A 19376-nucleotide genomic window follows, 5' to 3' on the forward strand; every position below is an offset into this window, starting at 1 on the left:
GAATTTTGTCAAAACTCTTTCTTTTTTATACATTTTATACAGTTTTTAGATCCGGAAATCGTCTTCCTTCAGGATGATCCGGTCGGAATCGTCTGTGCTCTTGCGGAACATCCGGCGCGCCAGATGCTTCACATTGGCCTTCTGGGAATGCTCGATGGCCGCGTCCATGATCTCCTTGACCTCGGCTACGGACACTGCGTGATCCTCTCTCTGCATCACGTCGATCCTGCTGTAGAGGGCCAGGATGCCCATCTCGTCCAGTTTGTAGCCGTTCTCCTTGGCGTAGGTCTGACCGAATGTCACCAGCTCGTCATTAATGAATACCGGCAGCTCCAGTCTGGATGTAAATTTCTTCTTGAAGTCCGGGTTGGCTGTAAACAGTCTCTCCAGCGCTTTCTTCTGATCCTCCAGCACAAAAAGCAGCTCGCCTGTCTTCTTCTCCATGCACAGGTTCAGATCCCGCACGGTCCTGGCGTTCAGCTTGCCGGCCTTCTCGATGATGATGGCGCCGCCGCGCAGCTTCTGTACGATACTCGGGATATCCTTCTTGTTCAGGGACTCGCCTGTCACGATGGCCACCTTGCCCTGCTTCAGGTTCCGCTGCTTCTGGATGGCTTTCACCATATCTACTGCGAGCACTGTCTTGCCGGAGCCCTTGTGTCCGATGACAAGGATGTTGCCTGTCCGGGATGTGCCGCCTCTTCTCTCCCTGCGGTCATTGTCCAGTACTTCCACGATCTGCTCGCTCATGCCGCGGACCGGGACGAAGTAGGAGAAGAGCTGCTTCTGCTCCTCTGTGAGTCCGGCCTTCAGGCCGATCTCGCTGGTCGCGCTCAAGTCGTATCTGCCTGTCACGACAAAGCCTGTGTCAAACGGCACGCCGCCTTTTCCCTTCTGGATCCGCCTCTGGATCTCCTCCTCCGTTGGCTCCTCGATCTCCAGGTCGTCCAGACGGCTCGTCTGCCTTGCGGCTTCCTTCTCGGCCTTCTTCTGGGCGCGGCGCTCCTTCCGGGTCAGCTTGCGCTCCGGCTCCTCGGGAATCTCTTCCTCCTTCGGCACTTCCTCGTAGTCGTCTTCGTCGTAGTCCTCTTCCTCGTAATCCTCTTCTTCGCCGTCTTCCTCGTCGAAGAAGTCCTCGTCGAAGTCGTCTTCGTCTATGTCGTCATACTCCTCGTAATCGTCATCCTCATCAAAGGATTCTTCCTCGTAGTCGTCTTCCTCATCGAAGGATTCTTCCTCGTCAAGGAACTCTTCCTCCCCGTCAAACGCCCGCTGAAGATCCATGTCCAGATCAGCCGTCTCGGCTGCTTTAGCCGAAGCGGCCTCTTCCGCCTCCAGCTCAGCCATCAGATGTCTCAGATCTGCTGTCATACCGGTTGCCGCGTCTTCTTCGGGGAATTCTTCCGCCTCTTCCACGGCGTCCTCTTCCTCAACGATGCCGCCTGTCAGCTCCGTCTCAAGTTCTGTCTCCTCCGTCTCCACGATCTCCGGTGCAGGCTCTTCCGCCTCCCCGGTCTCCGGGATTGTCTCCGGGGCCTCTTCCTCTTCCGGCTCTCCGGAAGCGATGCGGTCAAGGAGGGCTTCCTCCTCCGCCTCTTTTAACTGTGCAAGGCGCTTCTCCTCGTCAGCCTGCTGCTTTGCCAGGATCCGCTCCTGCTCGGCCTGCTCCTCCGCCAGACGTCTCGCCTCCTCGGCAGCCTTCTGCTCGGCGATCTTCCTGGCTTCCTCGGCAGCTCTCTGCTGCTCCTCTATCCGTCTTGCCTCCTCCTCGCGGCGGCGCTGCGCCTCCCGCTTCTCCTCGGCAAGCTTTTTCTCATCCCGCTTCTTCTGTGCCTCGATGGCCTCGGCGTTGTCCTTCTGCTTCGCCTCCCAGGCTGCCAGGATCTCCTCGATCTTCATCTGCCCGGTGATCCGCATATCCTCGTCCCGCTTGCTGGCTTTCTTCTCGATCTCGCCGATATCCATGCCGCTGGCCACCTTGACGCCGTTCGCCAGGGCCTCCGCCAGTGTGGCTCCCTTGACCATCCTGCTGATGGAAGACGCCTTCCCGGCCGCACCGGCATCCGGCTTCACGCCGGCTTTCTCATCCGCGGCTTCCTCTTCTCCCGCCTCTTCCGGCAGGTCCTCTTCCTCAGCCTGTGTCTCTTCCTGGATGCTTCTTCGCTCGTCAAGGCGGATCTCCCTTGTCTCTGCATCCATCACAGAGGGTTCGTTCTGCCCGTTCGCAGCGCTCTCCTCTTCCGGTTCCGCCTGGTCCGCATCCTCCGCCTCGTCCGCGGGAGCTGCCGCAGACATATGGGAGGAAGCGTTCTTCATGCTGTCATACTTCTCCTGCTGCAGCGGCGTCAGGGGCTTGTACTTCATCTTCAGCTCCATGGCCTGGTACACATACCTGCCCTCACTGAACCAGAGGATCAGGTCATCGCACTCCTCCAGGCACTCGGTCGTCATGCCGGCCTCGTGGTAGAGCTTTGCCAGCTCGTACGCCCACTTCTCCACATACTCGGCTTTCTTAAAGTCCTCCAGGGCCTCGATCTGCTCGGAAAGCGGCGCGCGGCGTGCCTGCAGGATCTTGTATTTCAAAATAAACTGATTCGGGTCCTTGGGCGCCAGCTTGACAAATTCCTCATAGCAGTCGGACGCCTCGTCCGGATCGTTGATCTTCAGGGCAAGCGTCCCCAGCCTGTAGACGATCTTCCTGCTCCCCGGAGCCCTGTCGTAGGCCATGAACAGCACATCCCTGCTCTTCTGATATTCCCCGTTATTTTCGTAGATCTCACTTACATTATTGAGCATCGTGGCGTTCTTTACACGGCGCCAGTCGATCGTGTCCGCGATCTCCATGGCCTTTTTGTACTGCTTCTTCTCCATGTATTCCAGCATCTGCTCTGTTTTAACCCGATATTCATATTTATCCAATGTTCTCACCTCAACCAATACATTTCTACGCAATGTATCTATTTTAACTCCTATAGTGTATCATACAGGACTGTCAATGTCAAAATATCCCTGTCAAAACCGGCATAAAAATAGCCACTGCAAACATTTCCCTGCCTGCAGTGGCTATCTCATATTTAATTTTATCATATTTTGTATTGTATCGGAGGATCTCTGCCGATGTATTTCGAGTTCCCTGCCTTTGTTCTTTTATTCGAACATTTTATAACTCAAAGCCCGGATCACGGATCCGAAATCACTTATTTATATCGCCCTCATATCTCTGTATAAAATATATTCCGCAGTTATTATAATATCTATAACCGTTCCCGTTACAGCCTCACCCTTATCAAGATAACTATTGCCTGTAACCGTATTGAGCTATTCCTTCTATAACTTATATTTTATGCAGCTCCCCGATATAAATCCAGATCTATTGCGGATGCTTCTTTACGCATCAGCCAATATCTTTGAACTATCGTGGTATCTGTCCATTATGTCTGCAGCTTGTATCGACCTGTTAACTGGTACCGATATCTTTTACACTCCGATTCTTTTTTCCTTATAAATCTTTATCGGTCTCTCTATCAAAAAGGCTTACCCGGTGGGAACTGTCTGCTGCCATACCACTGACATATGGAGTATGAAATTCTGAATTGTCCAATGGATCAAGCCTCCTTCCGTTTATTTCCATATAAATATGATCCGTCTCACCAACATATGAAGCAAATCATATTTCATATAAGAGTTCCTTCCGTTTGACCGGTACTTCCTTTCTCGTCAGAAATCCGTTTTGGAAAGGATCTCTTTTGGATTGACCTTATAATAGCACTGCGGTTTTTATTTGTCAATACTATTTTATTTATTCTTTTAAGTTATTTTATAATTTTCTTTTTGTATGTATTAATTCTGATAATTTATACATTTAGAAAAGAATGTTCTACAGGATCAGATCGCCCGTCTTCTTGTAGTCCTCCATCCTGTACATCTCGATGATATTTCCTTTGACCACGTAGAGCACGTCCCCTATGTACAGCCCCCGGGCTGCGCTGTAGCCGGCGCCGCTGACCCGCGCCTCCATCCGGCAGGTAAACCCGCTCTCCCGGTCATAGGAGAAGACGTAGTACCGCTCCCGCGCCCCGTCGTAGGCGGAAAAGCCGATGAGGTTCCTCTTCGGATCCACAAGGGCCGCCCTGTAGTCGTAGAGCACATCCCCGCTGTACACATTTTCCATGACAAAAGTATCTTTTTCCTGCACATCCGCCGGATCGCTGACATCGAACATGCTCAGCTTCATGCCCCCCGTGGCTCCCGTCTCCTCGTCCGCGTCCATGCCGATGCCGAGAAGGAGGCCGTCCCCGTAGGGATGCAGGTACTCGGAGAAGCCCGGTATCTTCAGCTCGCCCAGGACCTGCGGGTCCTCCGGGTCGGACAGATCCACGGAAAAGAGGGGATCCGTATTGCGGAAGGTCACAAAGTAGCCCGTATCCCCCATCAGTCTGGCGGAGTAGACCTGCTCGTCTTTCGCCAGGTTCTCAATGCTGCCCAGCTCCTCCAGATCCGGTCCCAGGATATAGAGGCCGTTGTCCCTCTCATCGGTTGTCACGACCCGCAGGTTGCCCCCGTACTCGTCGATGGAGAAGGAGTCGTTGATGTAGCCGGGCACCGTGCCTTTGGCCAGGACTTTCAACTGCCCGTCCTGATAGGACACCTTGCGGATCTGCGTGTCTGTCACCCATCCAAAGCCTGTATTCCGGGAAATCGTCTCATACCAGTAAATATTTTCATCGCTGACGTAAACTTCTCCATATCCCGCAAAGAGCGCCTGGGAGTCCACAAGCTGACCCGGCGCCTGGATGTCCGTGGACGTCATGACCAGATACTGGCTCGGATCGCTGCGGTCCGGCAGCCAGATGGAGCTCTCCTTAAGAAGCTTCCCTCCCGCCTGGGGGATATAGGAGTCCCTGGCTTCGGGGCCGGCGTACATATCCGCGTAAAAGAGACTGAACACGTAGAGGTGATCCCCGACGAGCCTGGAGGACTGGTAATCCCCGCTCTGCGTCACCTCCCCGATCTTCTCCGGGTTCTCTCTGTCCGAGATATCGTAGGTGACAAGGGCCGTGCCGGATCCGTCCTCCCCGGCGGAGGCAAGGAGCATCAGCCTGTCGTCCTGCACGTAGAATTCCCGGATCTGCCGGTCCTCACAGATCACACCCGCCTCTGTAAGGCCGCCCTCCGTATCTGCGATGCCGATCTCACAGTCATCCGACAGGGTGTAGATCCACCGGCCGTCCGTCTTCACGATGTCCGCCTCGCCCACGCCCTCCTGGCGCACGTTGGTGTCGGAGTAGCTGCCTGCGTAGGCGCTGGCGCTGTCTGCGGCAGTGGACGCCGCGCTCTCCACGCCCCCGTCTGCGGCGGAAGCGCCCCGGGACGACACTTTAAAATCCCGGCTTTCCTGCTCCTGCTGGTACGCCTCCAGGTAGGCGTAGATCTCGTCATAGCTCCCCGCGGTGCGCAGCGCCTCCTCGTCCGCGCTTCCGGACGCCGCCTGTCCGCCTTCCCCGCGGGCGGTTTCCTCCCCTGCCGCAGGGAGTGCATCCGCGCTTCCTGCCCCGGACCGGCCGGCCAGCGTCCAGACCGCCCCTGCCAGGCATACGAGCGCAAGCCCCGCCGCTAGGACAGAGAGCTGACGGCCCCGCGCAGAGCGCAGGAAGAGACGCACTTTCCCTTCTTTGTCCTGCTTCGTCCTGCCTGTCTCCTCTTCTTTGCCTGCCGCGCCGGCCTCCTCCAGTTTCTTCCTGATCTGATCCGGCGCAAGCGCCTCCGGGACCTGGAGTCCGTCCGAAGCAGACCGTATCCGTTCCAGCATATCCTGCTCTCTTTTTTCCATACAGCTCTCTCCTTTCCTACTCCTTCAGTATCAGGCTCATCTTCCCGAGGGCCCGGCTCCTCCTGGAGCGGACCGTAGCCGCAGGCTTCCCCAGGAACGCGCCGATCTCACTGCTCGTGTAACCGCCGAACACGGAGAGCCCCACGATCAACTGCTCGTCCTCCTCCAGGACAAGAAAAGCGTCCCGCACGTCTGCGGCCTGCTCCCAGTCCGGGACCGCGGCGTCCTCTTCAAAGAAAGACATCTGCGCCTTTTTTTCATCCTGCTCCTGCTGCCGCCATTTTTTTCTGCACGTGTTGGCAAGGATCGTGAAGATCCAGCTTTTGAACGCGCCCTCCTCCCGCAGAGAACCTATATGTCCGTAGGCCTGCAGCACCGCCTCGCTGACGGCGTCCTCCGCGTCGTGGGGGTTCTTCATCATGCAGAGCGCGAACCGGTACATATCCACATACACGGCGCTGTACATAGCGGCGAATCCTTCCGCGTCACATTTCATAGCGTTTCCTCCCTCGTAACGGCCAGTGTCATCTTTTTCATATATTAGATGCATGTCACGGCCTGTCTGTTGCATGGAAAGATCTGTTTTTTTTACAAAATCCGTCACCGGCACAAAAAAGCCCCGCGCCAGATCTTATCCTGTCTGACACGGGGCTGTCTTGTCCCTGTATATCCGCGGGGACGTCTCTACCCTCTGTAGTAGTTGATCAGGCATCCTTTCAGGATGATCTCCCGCTCGGTGTCTGTCAGATCGCCCATGGCGAACTCCACTTCCGCAAGCTCATCGCCCACCACGTAGGCGCGGATCACATCCGTCTTCTCCTCCACAGCCCGGCGGATGCCCGGCACGAAGATGTAATCCCCGTTCTTAAAGGACAGGGCCTCGTGATCCTCCTTTGTGAGGAAGGGGAGCATGCCCCAGTTGATCAGGTTGGAGCGGTACCGCTTGGTGGCGTACTCGACGGCGATGTTCGCCCAGCCGCCCAGCACTTTCTGGCAGGATGCCGCCTGCTCCCTGGCGGAGCCGTCGCCCGGCTTCACGGCGAAAATGGTGCTGCCCACGCCGATGTTGCCCTCGCCGGCCTCCGGGAACTTCTCCCGGATCTTCGCCATCACAGGCCGCAGCTCCTCCAGCGCATCCAGCGGGCAGGTGCCTGCCTCGATGGCCTTCTGGGCTTTCTGCACTTCCTTGGCCCGGCCCACGTAAGCCGGGTCTTTTCTGGAAAGCGCGAATTCCGCCAGCCCGAGGGGGTTGGAGCGGTAGGAGGACGTCTCTCCGGACGGGATCAGCTCGTCCGTCGTGGTCACCGGATCGTGGATCTCGGACACCACCTTGAGGACCAGGTTCTCCGGCAGGGCCGGCATCTCGGGCCAGTCCTTGATGTTGGGGCCGAACTGGATCTCCACGCCGGGATCCGCCACGCCGTGGCTGTCAAACACGCGGTTCGCGTAAATATTTCTGTCAAAGTGATACTTGGGCCCTGTGTACTCCACATCCATGGCCGTGGCCGGTGTGAGGAAGCCCTTGTTGGCCGCTGTGGCCGCGATGGACCTGGCGTCCATGAGGGCCACGGAAGCGATCTGTCCGCTCTGCAGCTTGGAGCCCTCCCGGTTGGGGAAGTTCCTTGTGGAGTGGCGGATGGAGAACGCGTTGTTGGCCGGCGTGTCGCCTGCGCCGAAGCAGGGGCCGCAGAAGGCTGTCTTCATGACGGCGCCGGACTCCATGAGGGCTGCCGCCGCGCCGTTTTTCACAAGCTCCATGTAGATGGGCATGCTGGCCGGGTACACGCTGAAGGTAAAGGCGTCCGCGCCGATGTACTTCCCGCGGATGATGTCCGCCGCCGCGCAGATATTCTCAAAGCCGCCGCCCGCGCAGCCCGCGATGATGCCCTGGTCCACGTAGAGCCTGCCGTCCACGACCTTGCTCTGCAGGGAGTAGTCCACTGCCCCGTCCAGGCTCACGAGGGCCCGCTGCTCCACATCGTGGAGAACATCTTTCAGGTTGGCGTTTACCTCGTCAATGGTATATACGTTGGAGGGATGGAACGGCATGGCGATCATGGGACGGATCTCGCTCAGGTTCACGTACACCATACCGTCATAGTATGCGACCGCTCCCGGATTCAGCTCCCTGAAATCCTCCGGACGGCCGTGGATCTCGTAGAACTCGCGGATCGTCTCGTCCGTCTTCCAGATGGAGGACAGGCAGGTGGTCTCTGTCGTCATGACGTCGATGCCGATGCGGAAGTCCGCGCTCAGCTTCTCCACGCCGGGGCCGACGAACTCCATGACTTTGTTGTTCACATAGCCGCATCCGAAGGTGGCGCCGATAATGGCGAGCGCCACGTCCTGGGGACCTACGCCTTTGACCGGCTCGCCGTCCAGGTAGATGCCGATGACGCCCGGCATCCGGATGTCATAGGTCTTGCCCAGAAGCTGCTTGACAAGCTCCGGCCCGCCCTCGCCCATGGCCATGGTGCCAAGCGCGCCGTAGCGGGTATGGCTGTCGGACCCGAGGATCATCCGGCCGCCCCCTGCCAGCATCTCGCGGGCAAACTGGTGGATGACCGCCTGGTGGGGCGGAACATACACGCCGCCGTACTTCTTGGCGCAGGTGAGGCCGAACATGTGGTCATCTTCATTGATCGTTCCGCCCACCGCGCAGAGGGAGTTGTGGCAGTTGGTCAGCACGTAGGGGACCGGGAATTTCTCAAGTCCGGACGCCCTTGCCGTCTGGATGATGCCCACAAATGTGATGTCGTGGGACGTCAGTTTATCGAATTTGATCTGAAGGCGCTCCATATTGCCGGAGGTGTTGTGATCCTTCAGGATGTTGTAGGCCATTGTCTGGGCTGCCGCCTCTTCCTGCGTCACGGCGCGGCCGGTCATCTGCTGCACCTGGGCCGGATCTTCTATGATCTGCGTGCCGTTTACGAGGTAGACTCCTGTGTCATAGAGCTTTATCATCGTTCCAAAATCCTCCTGTATTTCTTTTTTTTCGTCAGTTTATTTTAGCCCGGTTCCGGGCAAAAGTCAATTTAAACGGCTGGATATATATGCGGTACACATGAAGGAAAAAATAAAGTTTAGTTAACTATAACGAGTATATTGTAAACCTCTTATCGTTATGTTATACTCTGCATACGGGACAACCGTGATACAAGGTGGTAGCCTCCCTATACTCATAAAAAGAGGGGAGGTGGTGCAAATGGATACATATGAAGTTTTAAGCCTGCTGTTTTTAGGCGGTTCATTTCTGATTGCACTGCTTGCCTATATTGATAGGAAAAACAAGCGGAAATAAATAAGCCTACCTTGTACTTGGCCGTCAGGTAGGCTTATGCCATTACTTGGAAGCTAACCACTTTGTGGGCGGTTGTTCCTTTCCTATGTCTACTATATCACACTGAAATAACAGATTCAATAATAGAACCCCAAAATTCTATGTGCTGATGCGCAGCTTTCAACTCTCCTTCTCCTTCATCGCCCGCATGTGCTTCTCCACCATCAGGGCGATCTTGAACGTCATGGCGTCCTCGAAGACCCGGACATCCAGCCCGGTCTTCTTCTGGATCTTCTCCAGCCGGTACACAAGGGTATTGCGGTGCACATAGAGCTTCCGCGCCGTCTCCGAGATGTTCAGGTTGTTCTCGAAAAAGGTGTAGACTGCCGCCAGTTCCTCCTCCTCGAAGTTCTCCATGGCGCTGCCCTCAAACACCTCCTCCAGGAACATCTCGCACAGGGATGCGGGAAGCTGGTGGATAAGCCGGCCGATCCCGAGCACTTTGTAGGACAGAACCCGCCTCTGGGAATAGAAGATGCGCCCCACTTCCATGGCCATATCCGCCTCCTTGTAGGAGCGGGACACGTCTTTTAATTCTTCCACGATCGTGCCGTAGGAGACGCGCACGCCGACCATGGCCTCCATCCCGAGGGTGTCCACCATCACGTCCGCCATGTGGTGGATCTCATAGTAGCCCTCCGTCGGCTCCAGCGCCTTCACCAGGATGATATGCCTCTCCTCGACGGAGGTGACGAAATCCTTGATGCCGGTGGCAAACAGCCCTTTCAGCGTCTCCAGGACAAGGCTGTCCTCCGCGTTCTTCGGCTCTACGAGAAACACGACGCGCCGCTGCGTCACCGGGATCTTCAGCCGCTTGGCCTGGTTGTAGATGTCCACAAGCAGGAGGTTGTCCAGGAGCAGGCTCTGGATGAAGCGGTTCTTGTCCATGCGGCTCCGGTTCATGGATGCCAGGCTGTCCAGGTGGCTGATGCCGAAGCGCCCGGCCATCAGGGCCTTCTCGTCATGCCCGTCCACGGCCAGGACATAGAGGCTCTCCCCGCTCTCCAGGAGGAAGAGGCTCTCCTCCCCGACCGCCTCCTCCCGGCCGCTGCTGTTATAGGCTTCCACCAGGTCCGCCACCTCGCCGGGCTGCGGTCTGGCCTTTATATTTGTCATTGCCAGGCATTCTGCTTTCTCGTTCCAGATGGAGCAGTCCATGCCGGCTATCTGCCTGATCTCCTGGATCAGCTTCTGCAATGTCTGATTGGGCAGCAATGTGTCACTTCCTTTCCGGGTCCCGCACCCGCTTCTTCCACTCGCTCATCTGGTAGTCAAACATGGTGATCTCCAGATCCGTGCAGTGTCTCTGCGCCAGATAGACGGATACAGCCGAAGACAGTACGGCGACGGCAAGGCACATAAGGTTTGTTCTTTTCATCGTTTTCCTCCTCTGAACTTCCTTCCCGTCAATGCCGCCCTCATACTGTAGCCGCCGGGCTGCGCTCTTTTTCCCCTCTGTCGTTAAAAATTTTTTATTTTCTCTCTGATCCGGTCCATCCGCCGGTATACGGCTTTCTCCGTAATTCCTATTATAGCAGATATCTCCCTTGTCTCATAACCTTTTATTTTCAAATCCAGGATCTTCTTCCCGGTTCCGTCCAGCCGGTCCAGCAGGCGGTCCATATCCTCCGAAAGATACGGGGCTTCCTCCCGCCAAAAATAGCTGCCAGGTTCCTCCCCCATCTCCCGCAGCCGTCCGCCCGTGCAGACCGGCCAGTCCGCCCGGTGCTCCTGAAAGCGGCGCTCGGCTTTAAAGAGATCCCAGTCGTACGCCCGCAGGTCCAGGATGCGCTCCTCGTCCATGCCCAGCCGGCGCAGGGTTTCCTCCTCCGCCTCTTTTCTCTGCCTCCAGATCTTTTCCGCAAGTGCTTTGTTGTACGCCATATAGCCCTCCTCTTCTGTATATCTTTCGGAATATTTGCCTATGCGCAGATATACGATGCACTAAGTATATCTTATGTAAATATACAGAACAATGAACTACAGACATACATAAAAGGAGGAACACCCACGGGGCGTCCCTCCTTCTTTATTGTGTTATTCCAGATCATCCTGACTAGTTTGTGATCGTCAGCTCTGTCTCTTTGTCAAAGATATGGATCTTCTCAGCATCCAGGGCAAACTTCACTGTGTCGCCGGATCTTGCTGTTGTTCTGGGATCAACTCTCGCTGTCATGCTGGATCCCTCATAGTCGAAGTACAGGAGAACTTCTGCGCCGAGCATCTCGTATACACGGATCTTCGCCTCGATCACTGTGTCAGGAGAAGCCTCGATGAACATCTGCTCATCGTGTACATCCTCGGGACGGATGCCAAGAACAACTGTCTTTCCGTTGTAGCCGCCTTCCTTGAGGGCTTTTGCCTTTGCGGGCGGAAGAACGATCGTATGAGGTCCTGTTACAAGGGAAACCTTGTCTCCCTCTACCTTGCATACAGCGTCGATGAAGTTCATCTGCGGGGATCCGATGAATCCTGCAACGAACATATTGCACGGATAATCGTACAGTGTCTGCGGTGTGTCTACCTGCTGTACAACGCCGGCGTTCATAACTACGATCCTTGTACCAAGAGTCATAGCCTCTGTCTGGTCATGTGTTACGTAGATGATCGTTGTGCCCAGTCTCTGGTGCAGCTTGGAGATCTCTACACGCATCTGTCCGCGAAGTTTTGCATCCAGGTTGGAGAGAGGCTCATCCATCAGGAATACCTTCGGGCTGCGGACGATGGCACGTCCCATGGCGACACGCTGTCTCTGACCACCGGAAAGAGCTTTCGGCTTACGGTCCAGGAGAGCTTCCAGATCCAGGATCTTGGCTGCCTCGCGGACCATCTTGTCGATCTGATCCTTCGGAACTTTTCTCAGCTTCAGGCCGAATGCCATGTTATCATATACTGTCATGTGCGGATACAGGGCGTAGTTCTGGAAAACCATGGCGATATCGCGGTCCTTCGGCTCTACGTCGTTCACAACTCTGTCACCGATCTTCAGCTCGCCGGATGTGATCTCCTCAAGTCCGGCTACCATACGCAGGGTCGTGGATTTTCCGCATCCGGACGGTCCTACGAAGATGATGAACTCCTTGTCCTCGATCTCGAGGTTGAAATCCTTAACGGCCTCAAATCCGTTTGGATATGTTTTATTAATGTGCTTTAATGATAAACTTGCCATTTTCTTCGTTCCTCCTGTGATTGCTTTGCGGCTGAAGCCGCACTGTTTTTATCTGGTTTCCAGTATATAAAAAAAGACGGGACTGCGCCATGCCCAAGTTGAACAATCTTTTTCCGGTTTTCTATGCAACTTGACCAACCGTCCCGTCTCTTCCTATTTTTTCAGCAGCGCCTGGTACACGTCCCGCCTGCTTACGCCCCTGTCTTTTGCCACCTGCTTCATGGCCTCTTTGCGGTCCATGCCCCCGCTCTCATAGTGCGCCATGTGCTCCTCCAGCGACAGTTCCTCCCACTGCCTGCGGGCCTCCTGCCGGATCTGGCTCCTTGGCTTTCCCTGGATGACAAGCACGCACTCCCCCCGCGGGTCGTTCGCTTCATACCAGGCGAGCGCCTCCGCGAGGGTCGTCCGGAAGACGGTCTCGTGCTTTTTGGTCAGCTCCCGGCACACGGACGCCTCCCGGTCCCCCAGCGCCTCCAAAAGCTCCCGCAGCGTCTTCACCAGGCGGTGGGGCGCCTCGTAGAGGACGAGGGTCCGCGTCTCGCCGGCCAGCTCCTCCAGGATCTCCCTGCGCTCCTTCTTATCCTGGGGCAGGAACGCCTCGAAGGCGAACCGCCTGGTGGGCAGGCCGGAGATCGTGAGGGCGGTGATGCAGGCCGCCGCGCCCGGCACGGCCGTCACTGTGATCCCCGCCTCCTGGCACATCCGCACCAGCTCTTCCCCGGGGTCGGAGATGCCGGGCGTCCCCGCGTCGGTGATGAGGGCGACATCCTTCCCCTCCAGGAGAAGCTGCGTCAGCTTCCGGCCCTTCTCGATCTTATTGTATTCATGATAGCTTGTCATGGGCGTGTGGATCTCAAAATGGTTCAGCAGCTTCACGCTGTTGCGTGTGTCCTCCGCCGCGATGAGATCCGCCTCCCGCAGCACGCGCACCGCCCGGAAGGTCATGTCCTCCAGATTCCCGATGGGGGTGGCGCACAGATATAATGTTCCTGCCATACCTTACTCCTGTCTGCCTGTCCCGGCCATGCCGTACAGTTCCAGCACTTCTTCCGTGTAGCTGCCGTCCTCCCGGTACACGATGAGGGGCGGCTCCACCGTCATCCGCGGGCGGGCGTCCCGCACGCCCTCCACCAGTACCATGTTCGGCTCCTTGTCCGCATAGGGGTGCACGAGGCGCATCCTCTTCGGCTCCAGCCGGTGCCGGCTCATGCCCGCCAGGATCTCCGCCAGGCGGAAGGGGCGGTGCACCATGTAGAAGCGCCCTTTCGATATCAGCAGCTTCTCGCTCTCCCGGAGCACATCCTCCAGCGTGCACAGCGCCTCGTGGCGGGCGATGTACTTGGCCGGATTGGCGTTGCGGATGCCGTGCTCCCCGATCATGTAGGGCGGGTTCACCGTGACAACATGAAAGGAGGCCGCGCCAAACAGGTCTGCCGCCTCCCGGATGTCTCCCGTCACGATATGGACCCTGTCCTCCAGGTGGTTCCAGCTGACGCTCCGCCTGGCCATGTCCGCGCTCTCCTCCTGGATCTCCAGGCCGGTGTAGGAGTCCCCCTCATATTTTGCCTCCAGAAGGATGGGGAGGATGCCCGTCCCCGTCCCCAGATCCAGCGCCCGCTCCCCCGCCTTCACTTTGGCAAAGGCGGACAGAAGCACCGCGTCCATGCCGAAGCAGAACCGGCCGGGGCTCTGTATGATCCGGTATCCCCTGATCTGCAGGTCGTCCAGGCGCTCGCCCGGCTTCAGATTACTTGTCATCTAACTTCGACGCTCCGTTCTTCTCCTCCAGCTCCTTAAGCCGGGCCATCTCTTCCTTCGAGACTTTCGCGTTCTTCTTCCGCCTCGGCTTGAAGCGGAGCTCCGCGGCTTTGTACTCCCGGATCTCCTTCTCATCATTGTCCAGAGTCACGACCACCTTCACAAGCTGGCGCAGCACATTGACGGACTGCACGTCCCCCTTCAGCTTCTCCGGGGTGGTCACCGTATCCCCGACAGAAGGCAGCCGGCCGTTCAGCTCCTCGTACGTCTGCTCCTCGTTCGTGAGGCAGCACATAAGGCGGCCGCACACGCCGGAGATCTTGCTCGGGTTGAGGGACAGGTTCTGCTCCTTGGCCATCTTGATAGACACCGGGGCAAATTCGGTCAGGTAGGTGCTGCAGCACAGCGGCCTGCCGCAGATGCCGATGCCGCCCCGGATCTTCGTCTCGTCCCGCACGCCGATCTGCCGCAGCTCGATCCTGGTGCGGAACACGCCCGCCAGGTCCTTGACCAGTTCGCGGAAGTCGATCCGCCCGTCCGCGGTAAAGTAAAACAGCACCTTATTGTTGTCAAATGTGTACTCCGTGTCGATGAGCTTCATCTCCAGGCCGTGCTTGCGGATCTTCTCCTGGCAGATGGCAAAGGCCTCCTTCTCCCTCTCCCGGTTCTTCTCCTCCCGCCGGTAGTCGTCCTTGTTGGCGATCCGGATAACGGATTTGAGGGGCTGCGTGATCTTTTCCTCCTCCACTTTTCTCGGGCCGGCCACCACGTGTCCGAATTCCACGCCCCGGGCCGTCTCCACGATCACGTTGTCCCCGCGGCGGATCTCCAGCTTGCCCGGCGAGAAGAAATAGACTTTCCCCGCCCTGCGGAATCTTACTCCAATTACATTCGTCATTGATCAGTTCTCCTTTATCGTCAGAAACAGAAGTTCCATGACAAGATCGAAATTCACGTTCGCCTTCAGCCGCGTCTTGGCCTTCTCCAGGCTCTCCAGGATCAGCTCGATCCCCTCGTAGGAGCTCTTCTTCGCGCGCTCCCGGATGGCGTCGATCTGGTCCCGGAACACGACCTTGTCCACTTCCTTTGTCGCTTTGTACAGCAGCACGTCCCGGTACCATATCATGATGATATCCAGGTAATCCGTGATCTCCAGCTTGTAGGCCGTGATCCGCTTCACGGCTTTGGCGATCTCGCTGATGTCCATCTCGTTGATATATTTCAGAAGCTGCACCGCTTCCTCCCGGATCTCGTTGAAGTGCTCGGAATTCGCCAGCATGATGGCCCGCCCCATATTGCCCTGGGCAAAAGCGGTGCACATGTCCGCCCGGTAGTCCGGCACGTGGAGCTGCTCCATCAGGTATTTGCGGATCAGCGTATCCTTGATGTTGCGCAGCTTCAGCATCACACATCTGGACGTGATCGTGGGGAGCAGCGCCTCCGCGTTCTCTGTGAGCAGGAAGATGACCGCATATGCCGGCGGCTCCTCGATCGTCTTGAGGAGCGCGTTCTGCGCCTGCACAGTCATCAGGTCCGCCTCCGCAATGATGTAGATCTTCCAGGGCCCCTGGTAGGGCTTGATCTGGATATCGTCGTTGACCTGCCGGCGGATGTCGTCCACGCTGATGGAGTTCGGCTTCTCGTGGGTCACCCGGATGATATCCGGATGGTTCCCGCTGTTCGCCTGGCGGCAGGAATGGCATTCGTTGCAGGGCTCGGGCCCCTGCTTCTCGCACAGCAGCGTCATGGCGAACAGGCTTGCCAGCATCTTCTTGCCCGCTCCCCTCTCCCCGTTCAGGATGTAGGCGTGGGAGACCCTGTTCTCCGTCACGGCGCTGCGTATATAATTGATGATATCCTTATGTCCCACTACGTCTTTAAAGCTTCCCATTGTATATTACCTCTGTGATCTCTTCCAAACAGTGTTTTGCGTCCCCGTTGCAGAACCGGCGGCTGATCCCCAGCCTGCGCAGGTTCTCCTCCGAGAAATCCTCCTCATCCGCGAGGAACCGGCGGCACATCTCTTTGTACTTCGGCTGTGCCTGCTGCCGCTCCCGCGCCAGCGCGCGGGACAGCCGCTCGCCGTCCTCCACTTCTATGTAAAGGGGCACGACATGCGCCGCCCCATAGTATTCCAGCATCTTTTCGTACGACTCCAGCGTCCCGATCATGAGGTAGTCGCCTGCCTCCAGGTCGATCTGCCCGTCGTCCGCCGTAAAATATTTCCAGACGCCGCAGGCCGTGTCGTAGGCGCGCAGTTCGATGATCCGCCCCGCGTCCGCCAGACGCTTCACGCCCGCCTCATCTGTAAAGCGATAATCCACGCCGTCCTGTTCCTGTTCCCGCATGGGCCGGGTGGTGTACGGCACCACGCGCCCGAGATCCGGGATGCGGGCCAGCAGCTCCTTAAAGAGCGTGTCCTTGCCCGATGCGCTTTTTCCTATTATATAGTATATCTTACCCATGGATCCAGACCTTCATGTTCCCTTCTTCCAGGCCTTCCAGGGAAAATCCCTGCCGCCTGCTGTCAAGCAGATGCCTGACCGTCTCCCGGCTTATCCGTTCCCCCGGCGCAGCCAGGGGGATGCCGGGCGGATACAGATAGACATACGAGGCCGCGATATGCCCGGCGCATGCCTCCAGGGGCACGCGGGCGATGCGCCCTCCCCGCCGGATTTCCTCCTCCATGCCGGCGATGGTAAACACCTGCTCATTGACCGGCAGCGCCCCCGCCGCCGGATCCGGCTCTTCCGTCCCGCCGCCGCGCGCTCCGGCACGGCTGTCGATCTCCCGCAGCGCCCGGCCGAGCCGCTCCAGGCCTTCCCTCGTATCTCCCACACTCGTCATGGCGAGGGCGTAGGAGCCGGCCGCCATCTCAAGCTGGAGATGGTAGTCCGCAAGGAGGCGCATGTACAGCGCCCGGCCGCTCATGCCCGCGCGGGCCGTCACGATGGCGAGCCTGGACCTGTCGTACCGCTTTGTCTGCGCCAGAAAGAGGTGCTCCATCCCTCCAAGCCCTGCCCGGAGTCGCTCCAGTTCCTCCACGTAGGATGCAAACAGTTCCTTACGCCTGTCCCGCAGCAGGCGGATGCACCGGTCGATCCCGGCCATCAGCACGTAGGAGGGGCTGCTGGACTGCAGCATGTCCAGGTACCGGAAGATCCGCTCCCGGTCCGCCAGATGTCCGCTCACGTGGAGGAGGGCTGTCTGAGTCAGGGCCGGCAGCGTCTTGTGCAGGCTGTGGATGACCACATCCGCCCCCAGCCGCACCGCGCTCTCCGGAAAGTACGGGTGGAACCCGAAGTGAGCGCCGTGGGCCTCGTCCACGATCAGCGGAATCCCCCTGTCGTGCGCGGCCTGCGCGATGCCCCGGATGTCCGAGACGACCCCGTCATAGGTGGGAGAGACAAGGATCACCGCCCGTATCCTGGAATGCTCATTAAGCGCAGCTTGCACTGCGCTTACGGATAGTTCCGTATTCAACTGGAGATCAGGCCGGAAGCCGGGGTACAGGTACACCGGCTCCAGCTCGTTCATATAGATGGCATGGTACACGGATTTGTGGCAGTTGCGCCCCACCAGCACCTGGTCCCCCTTCCGGGTGCAGCCCAGGATGGCGCTCAGGATCCCGGCCGTGCTGCCGTTCACCAGATACCTTGTCTCCTCCGCGCCGTAGAGGCGGGACGCCTCCTCCTGGCACTCCTTCAGGATCCCGGACGGGTGGTGGAGATCGTCGAACCCTTCGATCTCCGTAATGTCGATCCCGTAGGGAAGGCCGGCGCCGAAGCGCTGTGTGTTTCTCTTGTGCCCCGGCATGTGGAACCCGTAGTAATCGGACGCCTCATACCGGCGCAGTCTGTCGTAAAGTGTATCCATGCAGTATCCTCTGTCCTATAATCTCCGAAGGAGTTCCTCTCTCTCCTTCTCGTAGCCCGGCTTGCCAAGCAGGGCGAACATATTCTTCTTGTAGCTCTCCACGCCCGGCTGGTTGAAGGGGTTCACGCCGGACACGTAGCCGCTGACGCCGCAGGCGAACTCGAAGAAGTAGAAGAGCTCTCCGAGATAAAATTCGTTCTGCTCCGGAATGTTCACCATCAGGTTCGGCACATTGCCGTCCGTGTGGGCCAGAACCGTTCCGTTCATGGCGCTCTTGTTCACAAAGTCCATATTCTTTCCGGCCAGGTAGTTGAGGCCGTCCAGATCTACCGGCTCCTCGCCGATCAGCACTTCCTCCCTGGAAGTCTCCACGTTCAGCACCGTCTCATACATGATGCGGCTGCCGTCCTGGATGAACTGTCCCATGGAGTGCAGGTCCGTCGTCAGGTCTACGGACGCCGGGAAGATGCCCTTCTGGTCCTTGCCCTCGCTCTCGCCGTAGAGCTGCTTCCACCACTCGGATACATAGTGGAGGCTCGGCTCATAGTTGGCCAGCACTTCCACGGATTTGCCCTTTCTGTGGAGGATATTGCGGACCGCCGCGTACTGGAGCGCGTCGTTCTCCTCAAAGGCTTTCTGAAGCGCCAGCTCCCTTCCGGCCGCCGCGCCCTCCATGAGCTTCGCGATATCCGCGCCGCTGACTGCGATGGGCAGAAGTCCGACTGCCGTGAGAACGGAGAAACGTCCTCCCACATCATCCGGCACGACGAAGGTCTCGTAGCCTTCCTCTGTGGCCAGGTTCTTCAGCGCGCCGCGGGCCTTGTCCGTGGTGGCGTAGATACGCTTCGCAGCCTCGGCCTTGCCGTACTTCTTCTCCAGCATCTCCTTGAACACGCGGAATGCAATGGCCGGCTCGGTCGTGGTGCCGGACTTGGAGATGATATTGACAGAGAAATCACGGTCGCCGATCACGTCGATCAGGTCCCTGAGATAGGTGCTGCTGATGCTGTTTCCGGCATAGTAGATCTCAGGGGTCTTGCGGATCTCTTTGGAAACCATGTTGTAGAAGCTGTGGCGCAGGAACTCGATGGCAGCCCTTGCTCCCAGGTAGGAGCCGCCGATGCCGATGACGATCAGCACCTCGGAGTCGCTCTGGATCTTCTGCGCCGCCTTCTTTATGCGTGCGAATTCCTCCTTGTCGTAATCTACAGGAAGATTGACCCAGCCGATGTAATCGTTGCCGGCCCCGGTGCCGCTTACCAGCACGTTCTTCGCGTTCTCCACGATCCCTTTCATGGACTCGATCTCATGGTCCTTGATACATGTCATTGCTTTGGAATAGTCAAATGTCACTTTACTGCTCATGGTAGACCCTTCTTTCTCTTTTCGTTTTGCATGCCGTG

Annotated in this window: 16 protein-coding genes; 1 reads left to right on the forward strand and 15 read right to left on the reverse strand. The window is 57.7% G+C overall.

Features of this window, described 5'->3' with window-relative positions; all coding sequences use genetic code 11:
* Positions 1–45 precede the first annotated feature (45 nt).
* The 4 genes from H6A20_RS00770 to H6A20_RS00785 form a co-directional block, all read right to left on the reverse strand.
* Positions 46–2919, reverse strand: coding sequence for a hypothetical protein (locus H6A20_RS00770; protein WP_476739002.1), 2874 nt, complete (start codon positions 2917–2919; stop codon positions 46–48).
* Positions 2920–3877: 958 nt separating this feature from the next.
* Positions 3878–5830 (reverse strand): beta-propeller domain-containing protein, encoded by a 1953-nt coding sequence (locus tag H6A20_RS00775; RefSeq protein ID WP_204905246.1) that lies wholly within the window; start codon positions 5828–5830, stop codon positions 3878–3880.
* 16 nt (positions 5831–5846) lie between these two features.
* Positions 5847–6326: an RNA polymerase sigma factor gene (locus H6A20_RS00780; protein ID WP_204905247.1), complete on the reverse strand. Its 480-nt coding sequence runs from the start codon at positions 6324–6326 to the stop codon at positions 5847–5849.
* Positions 6327–6514: 188 nt separating this feature from the next.
* A complete protein-coding gene (locus H6A20_RS00785; protein ID WP_204905248.1) occupies positions 6515–8794 on the reverse strand; it encodes a hydratase in 2280 nt (759 codons plus the stop codon).
* A gap of 241 nt (positions 8795–9035) precedes the next feature.
* Here H6A20_RS00785 and H6A20_RS13470 point away from each other — a divergent pair, with 241 nt between their 5' ends.
* Positions 9036–9131 carry a putative holin-like toxin gene (locus H6A20_RS13470; RefSeq protein WP_243426073.1) on the forward strand — a complete coding sequence of 32 codons (96 nt, stop codon included), beginning with the start codon at positions 9036–9038 and terminating at the stop codon, positions 9129–9131.
* A gap of 159 nt (positions 9132–9290) precedes the next feature.
* On the opposite strand, the gene H6A20_RS00790 is transcribed toward H6A20_RS13470, so the two are convergent.
* The 11 genes from H6A20_RS00790 to H6A20_RS00840 all read right to left on the reverse strand — a co-directional run bounded on the left by H6A20_RS00790 (position 9291) and on the right by H6A20_RS00840 (position 19338).
* The gene (locus H6A20_RS00790; RefSeq protein ID WP_204905249.1) at positions 9291–10385 is read right to left on the reverse strand and encodes a PucR family transcriptional regulator; all 1095 of its coding nucleotides are present in this window, start codon (positions 10383–10385) and stop codon (positions 9291–9293) included.
* A gap of 4 nt (positions 10386–10389) precedes the next feature.
* Positions 10390–10548, reverse strand: a complete 159-nt coding sequence (locus H6A20_RS00795; RefSeq protein ID WP_204905250.1) for a hypothetical protein — start codon at positions 10546–10548, stop codon at positions 10390–10392.
* Positions 10549–10631: 83 nt separating this feature from the next.
* Positions 10632–11054 (reverse strand): sigma factor-like helix-turn-helix DNA-binding protein, encoded by a 423-nt coding sequence (locus H6A20_RS00800; protein WP_204905251.1) that lies wholly within the window; start codon positions 11052–11054, stop codon positions 10632–10634.
* 172 nt (positions 11055–11226) lie between these two features.
* The gene (locus tag H6A20_RS00805; protein WP_204905252.1) at positions 11227–12339 is read right to left on the reverse strand and encodes an ABC transporter ATP-binding protein; all 1113 of its coding nucleotides are present in this window, start codon (positions 12337–12339) and stop codon (positions 11227–11229) included.
* Between the two features lie 153 nt (positions 12340–12492).
* A complete protein-coding gene (gene rsmI / locus H6A20_RS00810) occupies positions 12493–13335 on the reverse strand; it encodes a 16S rRNA (cytidine(1402)-2'-O)-methyltransferase (protein ID WP_204905253.1) in 843 nt (280 codons plus the stop codon).
* 3 nt (positions 13336–13338) lie between these two features.
* Positions 13339–14097, reverse strand: a complete 759-nt coding sequence (locus H6A20_RS00815) for a tRNA1(Val) (adenine(37)-N6)-methyltransferase (RefSeq protein WP_204905254.1) — start codon at positions 14095–14097, stop codon at positions 13339–13341.
* Entirely contained in the window at positions 14087–14995 is a 909-nt protein-coding gene (locus H6A20_RS00820) for a PSP1 domain-containing protein (RefSeq protein WP_204905255.1), read from the reverse strand. Before H6A20_RS00820 ends, H6A20_RS00815 begins: the two co-directional genes overlap by 11 nt.
* 3 nt (positions 14996–14998) lie before the next feature.
* Entirely contained in the window at positions 14999–15988 is a 990-nt protein-coding gene (holB, locus tag H6A20_RS00825) for a DNA polymerase III subunit delta' (protein ID WP_204905256.1), read from the reverse strand.
* On the reverse strand, positions 15975–16562 hold the full coding sequence (locus H6A20_RS00830) for a guanylate kinase (RefSeq protein WP_204905257.1): 588 nt from the start codon (positions 16560–16562) through the stop codon (positions 15975–15977). Before H6A20_RS00830 ends, holB begins: the two co-directional genes overlap by 14 nt.
* Entirely contained in the window at positions 16555–17973 is a 1419-nt protein-coding gene (locus H6A20_RS00835) for an aminotransferase class I/II-fold pyridoxal phosphate-dependent enzyme (protein WP_204905258.1), read from the reverse strand. Before H6A20_RS00835 ends, H6A20_RS00830 begins: the two co-directional genes overlap by 8 nt.
* A 15-nt stretch (positions 17974–17988) precedes the next feature.
* Positions 17989–19338 carry a glucose-6-phosphate isomerase gene (locus tag H6A20_RS00840; RefSeq protein ID WP_204905259.1) on the reverse strand — a complete coding sequence of 450 codons (1350 nt, stop codon included), beginning with the start codon at positions 19336–19338 and terminating at the stop codon, positions 17989–17991.
* Positions 19339–19376 lie beyond the last annotated feature (38 nt).

This window comes from Mordavella massiliensis (assembly GCF_016901695.1).
Lineage (GTDB): Bacteria > Bacillota > Clostridia > Lachnospirales > Lachnospiraceae > Claveliimonas > Claveliimonas massiliensis_A.

Coding starts and splice junctions, on each gene's coding strand:
- H6A20_RS00805 (WP_204905252.1), bottom strand. CDS start 12,339: ATGGCAAGTTTATCATTAAAGCACATTAATAAAACATATCCAAACGGA.
- H6A20_RS00815 (WP_204905254.1), bottom strand. CDS start 14,097: ATGACAAGTAATCTGAAGCCGGGCGAGCGCCTGGACGACCTGCAGATC.
- H6A20_RS00800 (WP_204905251.1), bottom strand. CDS start 11,054: ATGGCGTACAACAAAGCACTTGCGGAAAAGATCTGGAGGCAGAGAAAA.
- H6A20_RS00785 (WP_204905248.1), bottom strand. CDS start 8,794: ATGATAAAGCTCTATGACACAGGAGTCTACCTCGTAAACGGCACGCAG.
- H6A20_RS13470 (WP_243426073.1), top strand. CDS start 9,036: ATGGATACATATGAAGTTTTAAGCCTGCTGTTTTTAGGCGGTTCATTT.
- rsmI (WP_204905253.1), bottom strand. CDS start 13,335: ATGGCAGGAACATTATATCTGTGCGCCACCCCCATCGGGAATCTGGAG.
- holB (WP_204905256.1), bottom strand. CDS start 15,988: ATGGGAAGCTTTAAAGACGTAGTGGGACATAAGGATATCATCAATTAT.
- H6A20_RS00775 (WP_204905246.1), bottom strand. CDS start 5,830: ATGGAAAAAAGAGAGCAGGATATGCTGGAACGGATACGGTCTGCTTCG.
- H6A20_RS00830 (WP_204905257.1), bottom strand. CDS start 16,562: ATGGGTAAGATATACTATATAATAGGAAAAAGCGCATCGGGCAAGGAC.
- H6A20_RS00780 (WP_204905247.1), bottom strand. CDS start 6,326: ATGAAATGTGACGCGGAAGGATTCGCCGCTATGTACAGCGCCGTGTAT.
- H6A20_RS00820 (WP_204905255.1), bottom strand. CDS start 14,995: ATGACGAATGTAATTGGAGTAAGATTCCGCAGGGCGGGGAAAGTCTAT.
- H6A20_RS00835 (WP_204905258.1), bottom strand. CDS start 17,973: ATGGATACACTTTACGACAGACTGCGCCGGTATGAGGCGTCCGATTAC.
- H6A20_RS00795 (WP_204905250.1), bottom strand. CDS start 10,548: ATGAAAAGAACAAACCTTATGTGCCTTGCCGTCGCCGTACTGTCTTCG.
- H6A20_RS00840 (WP_204905259.1), bottom strand. CDS start 19,338: ATGAGCAGTAAAGTGACATTTGACTATTCCAAAGCAATGACATGTATC.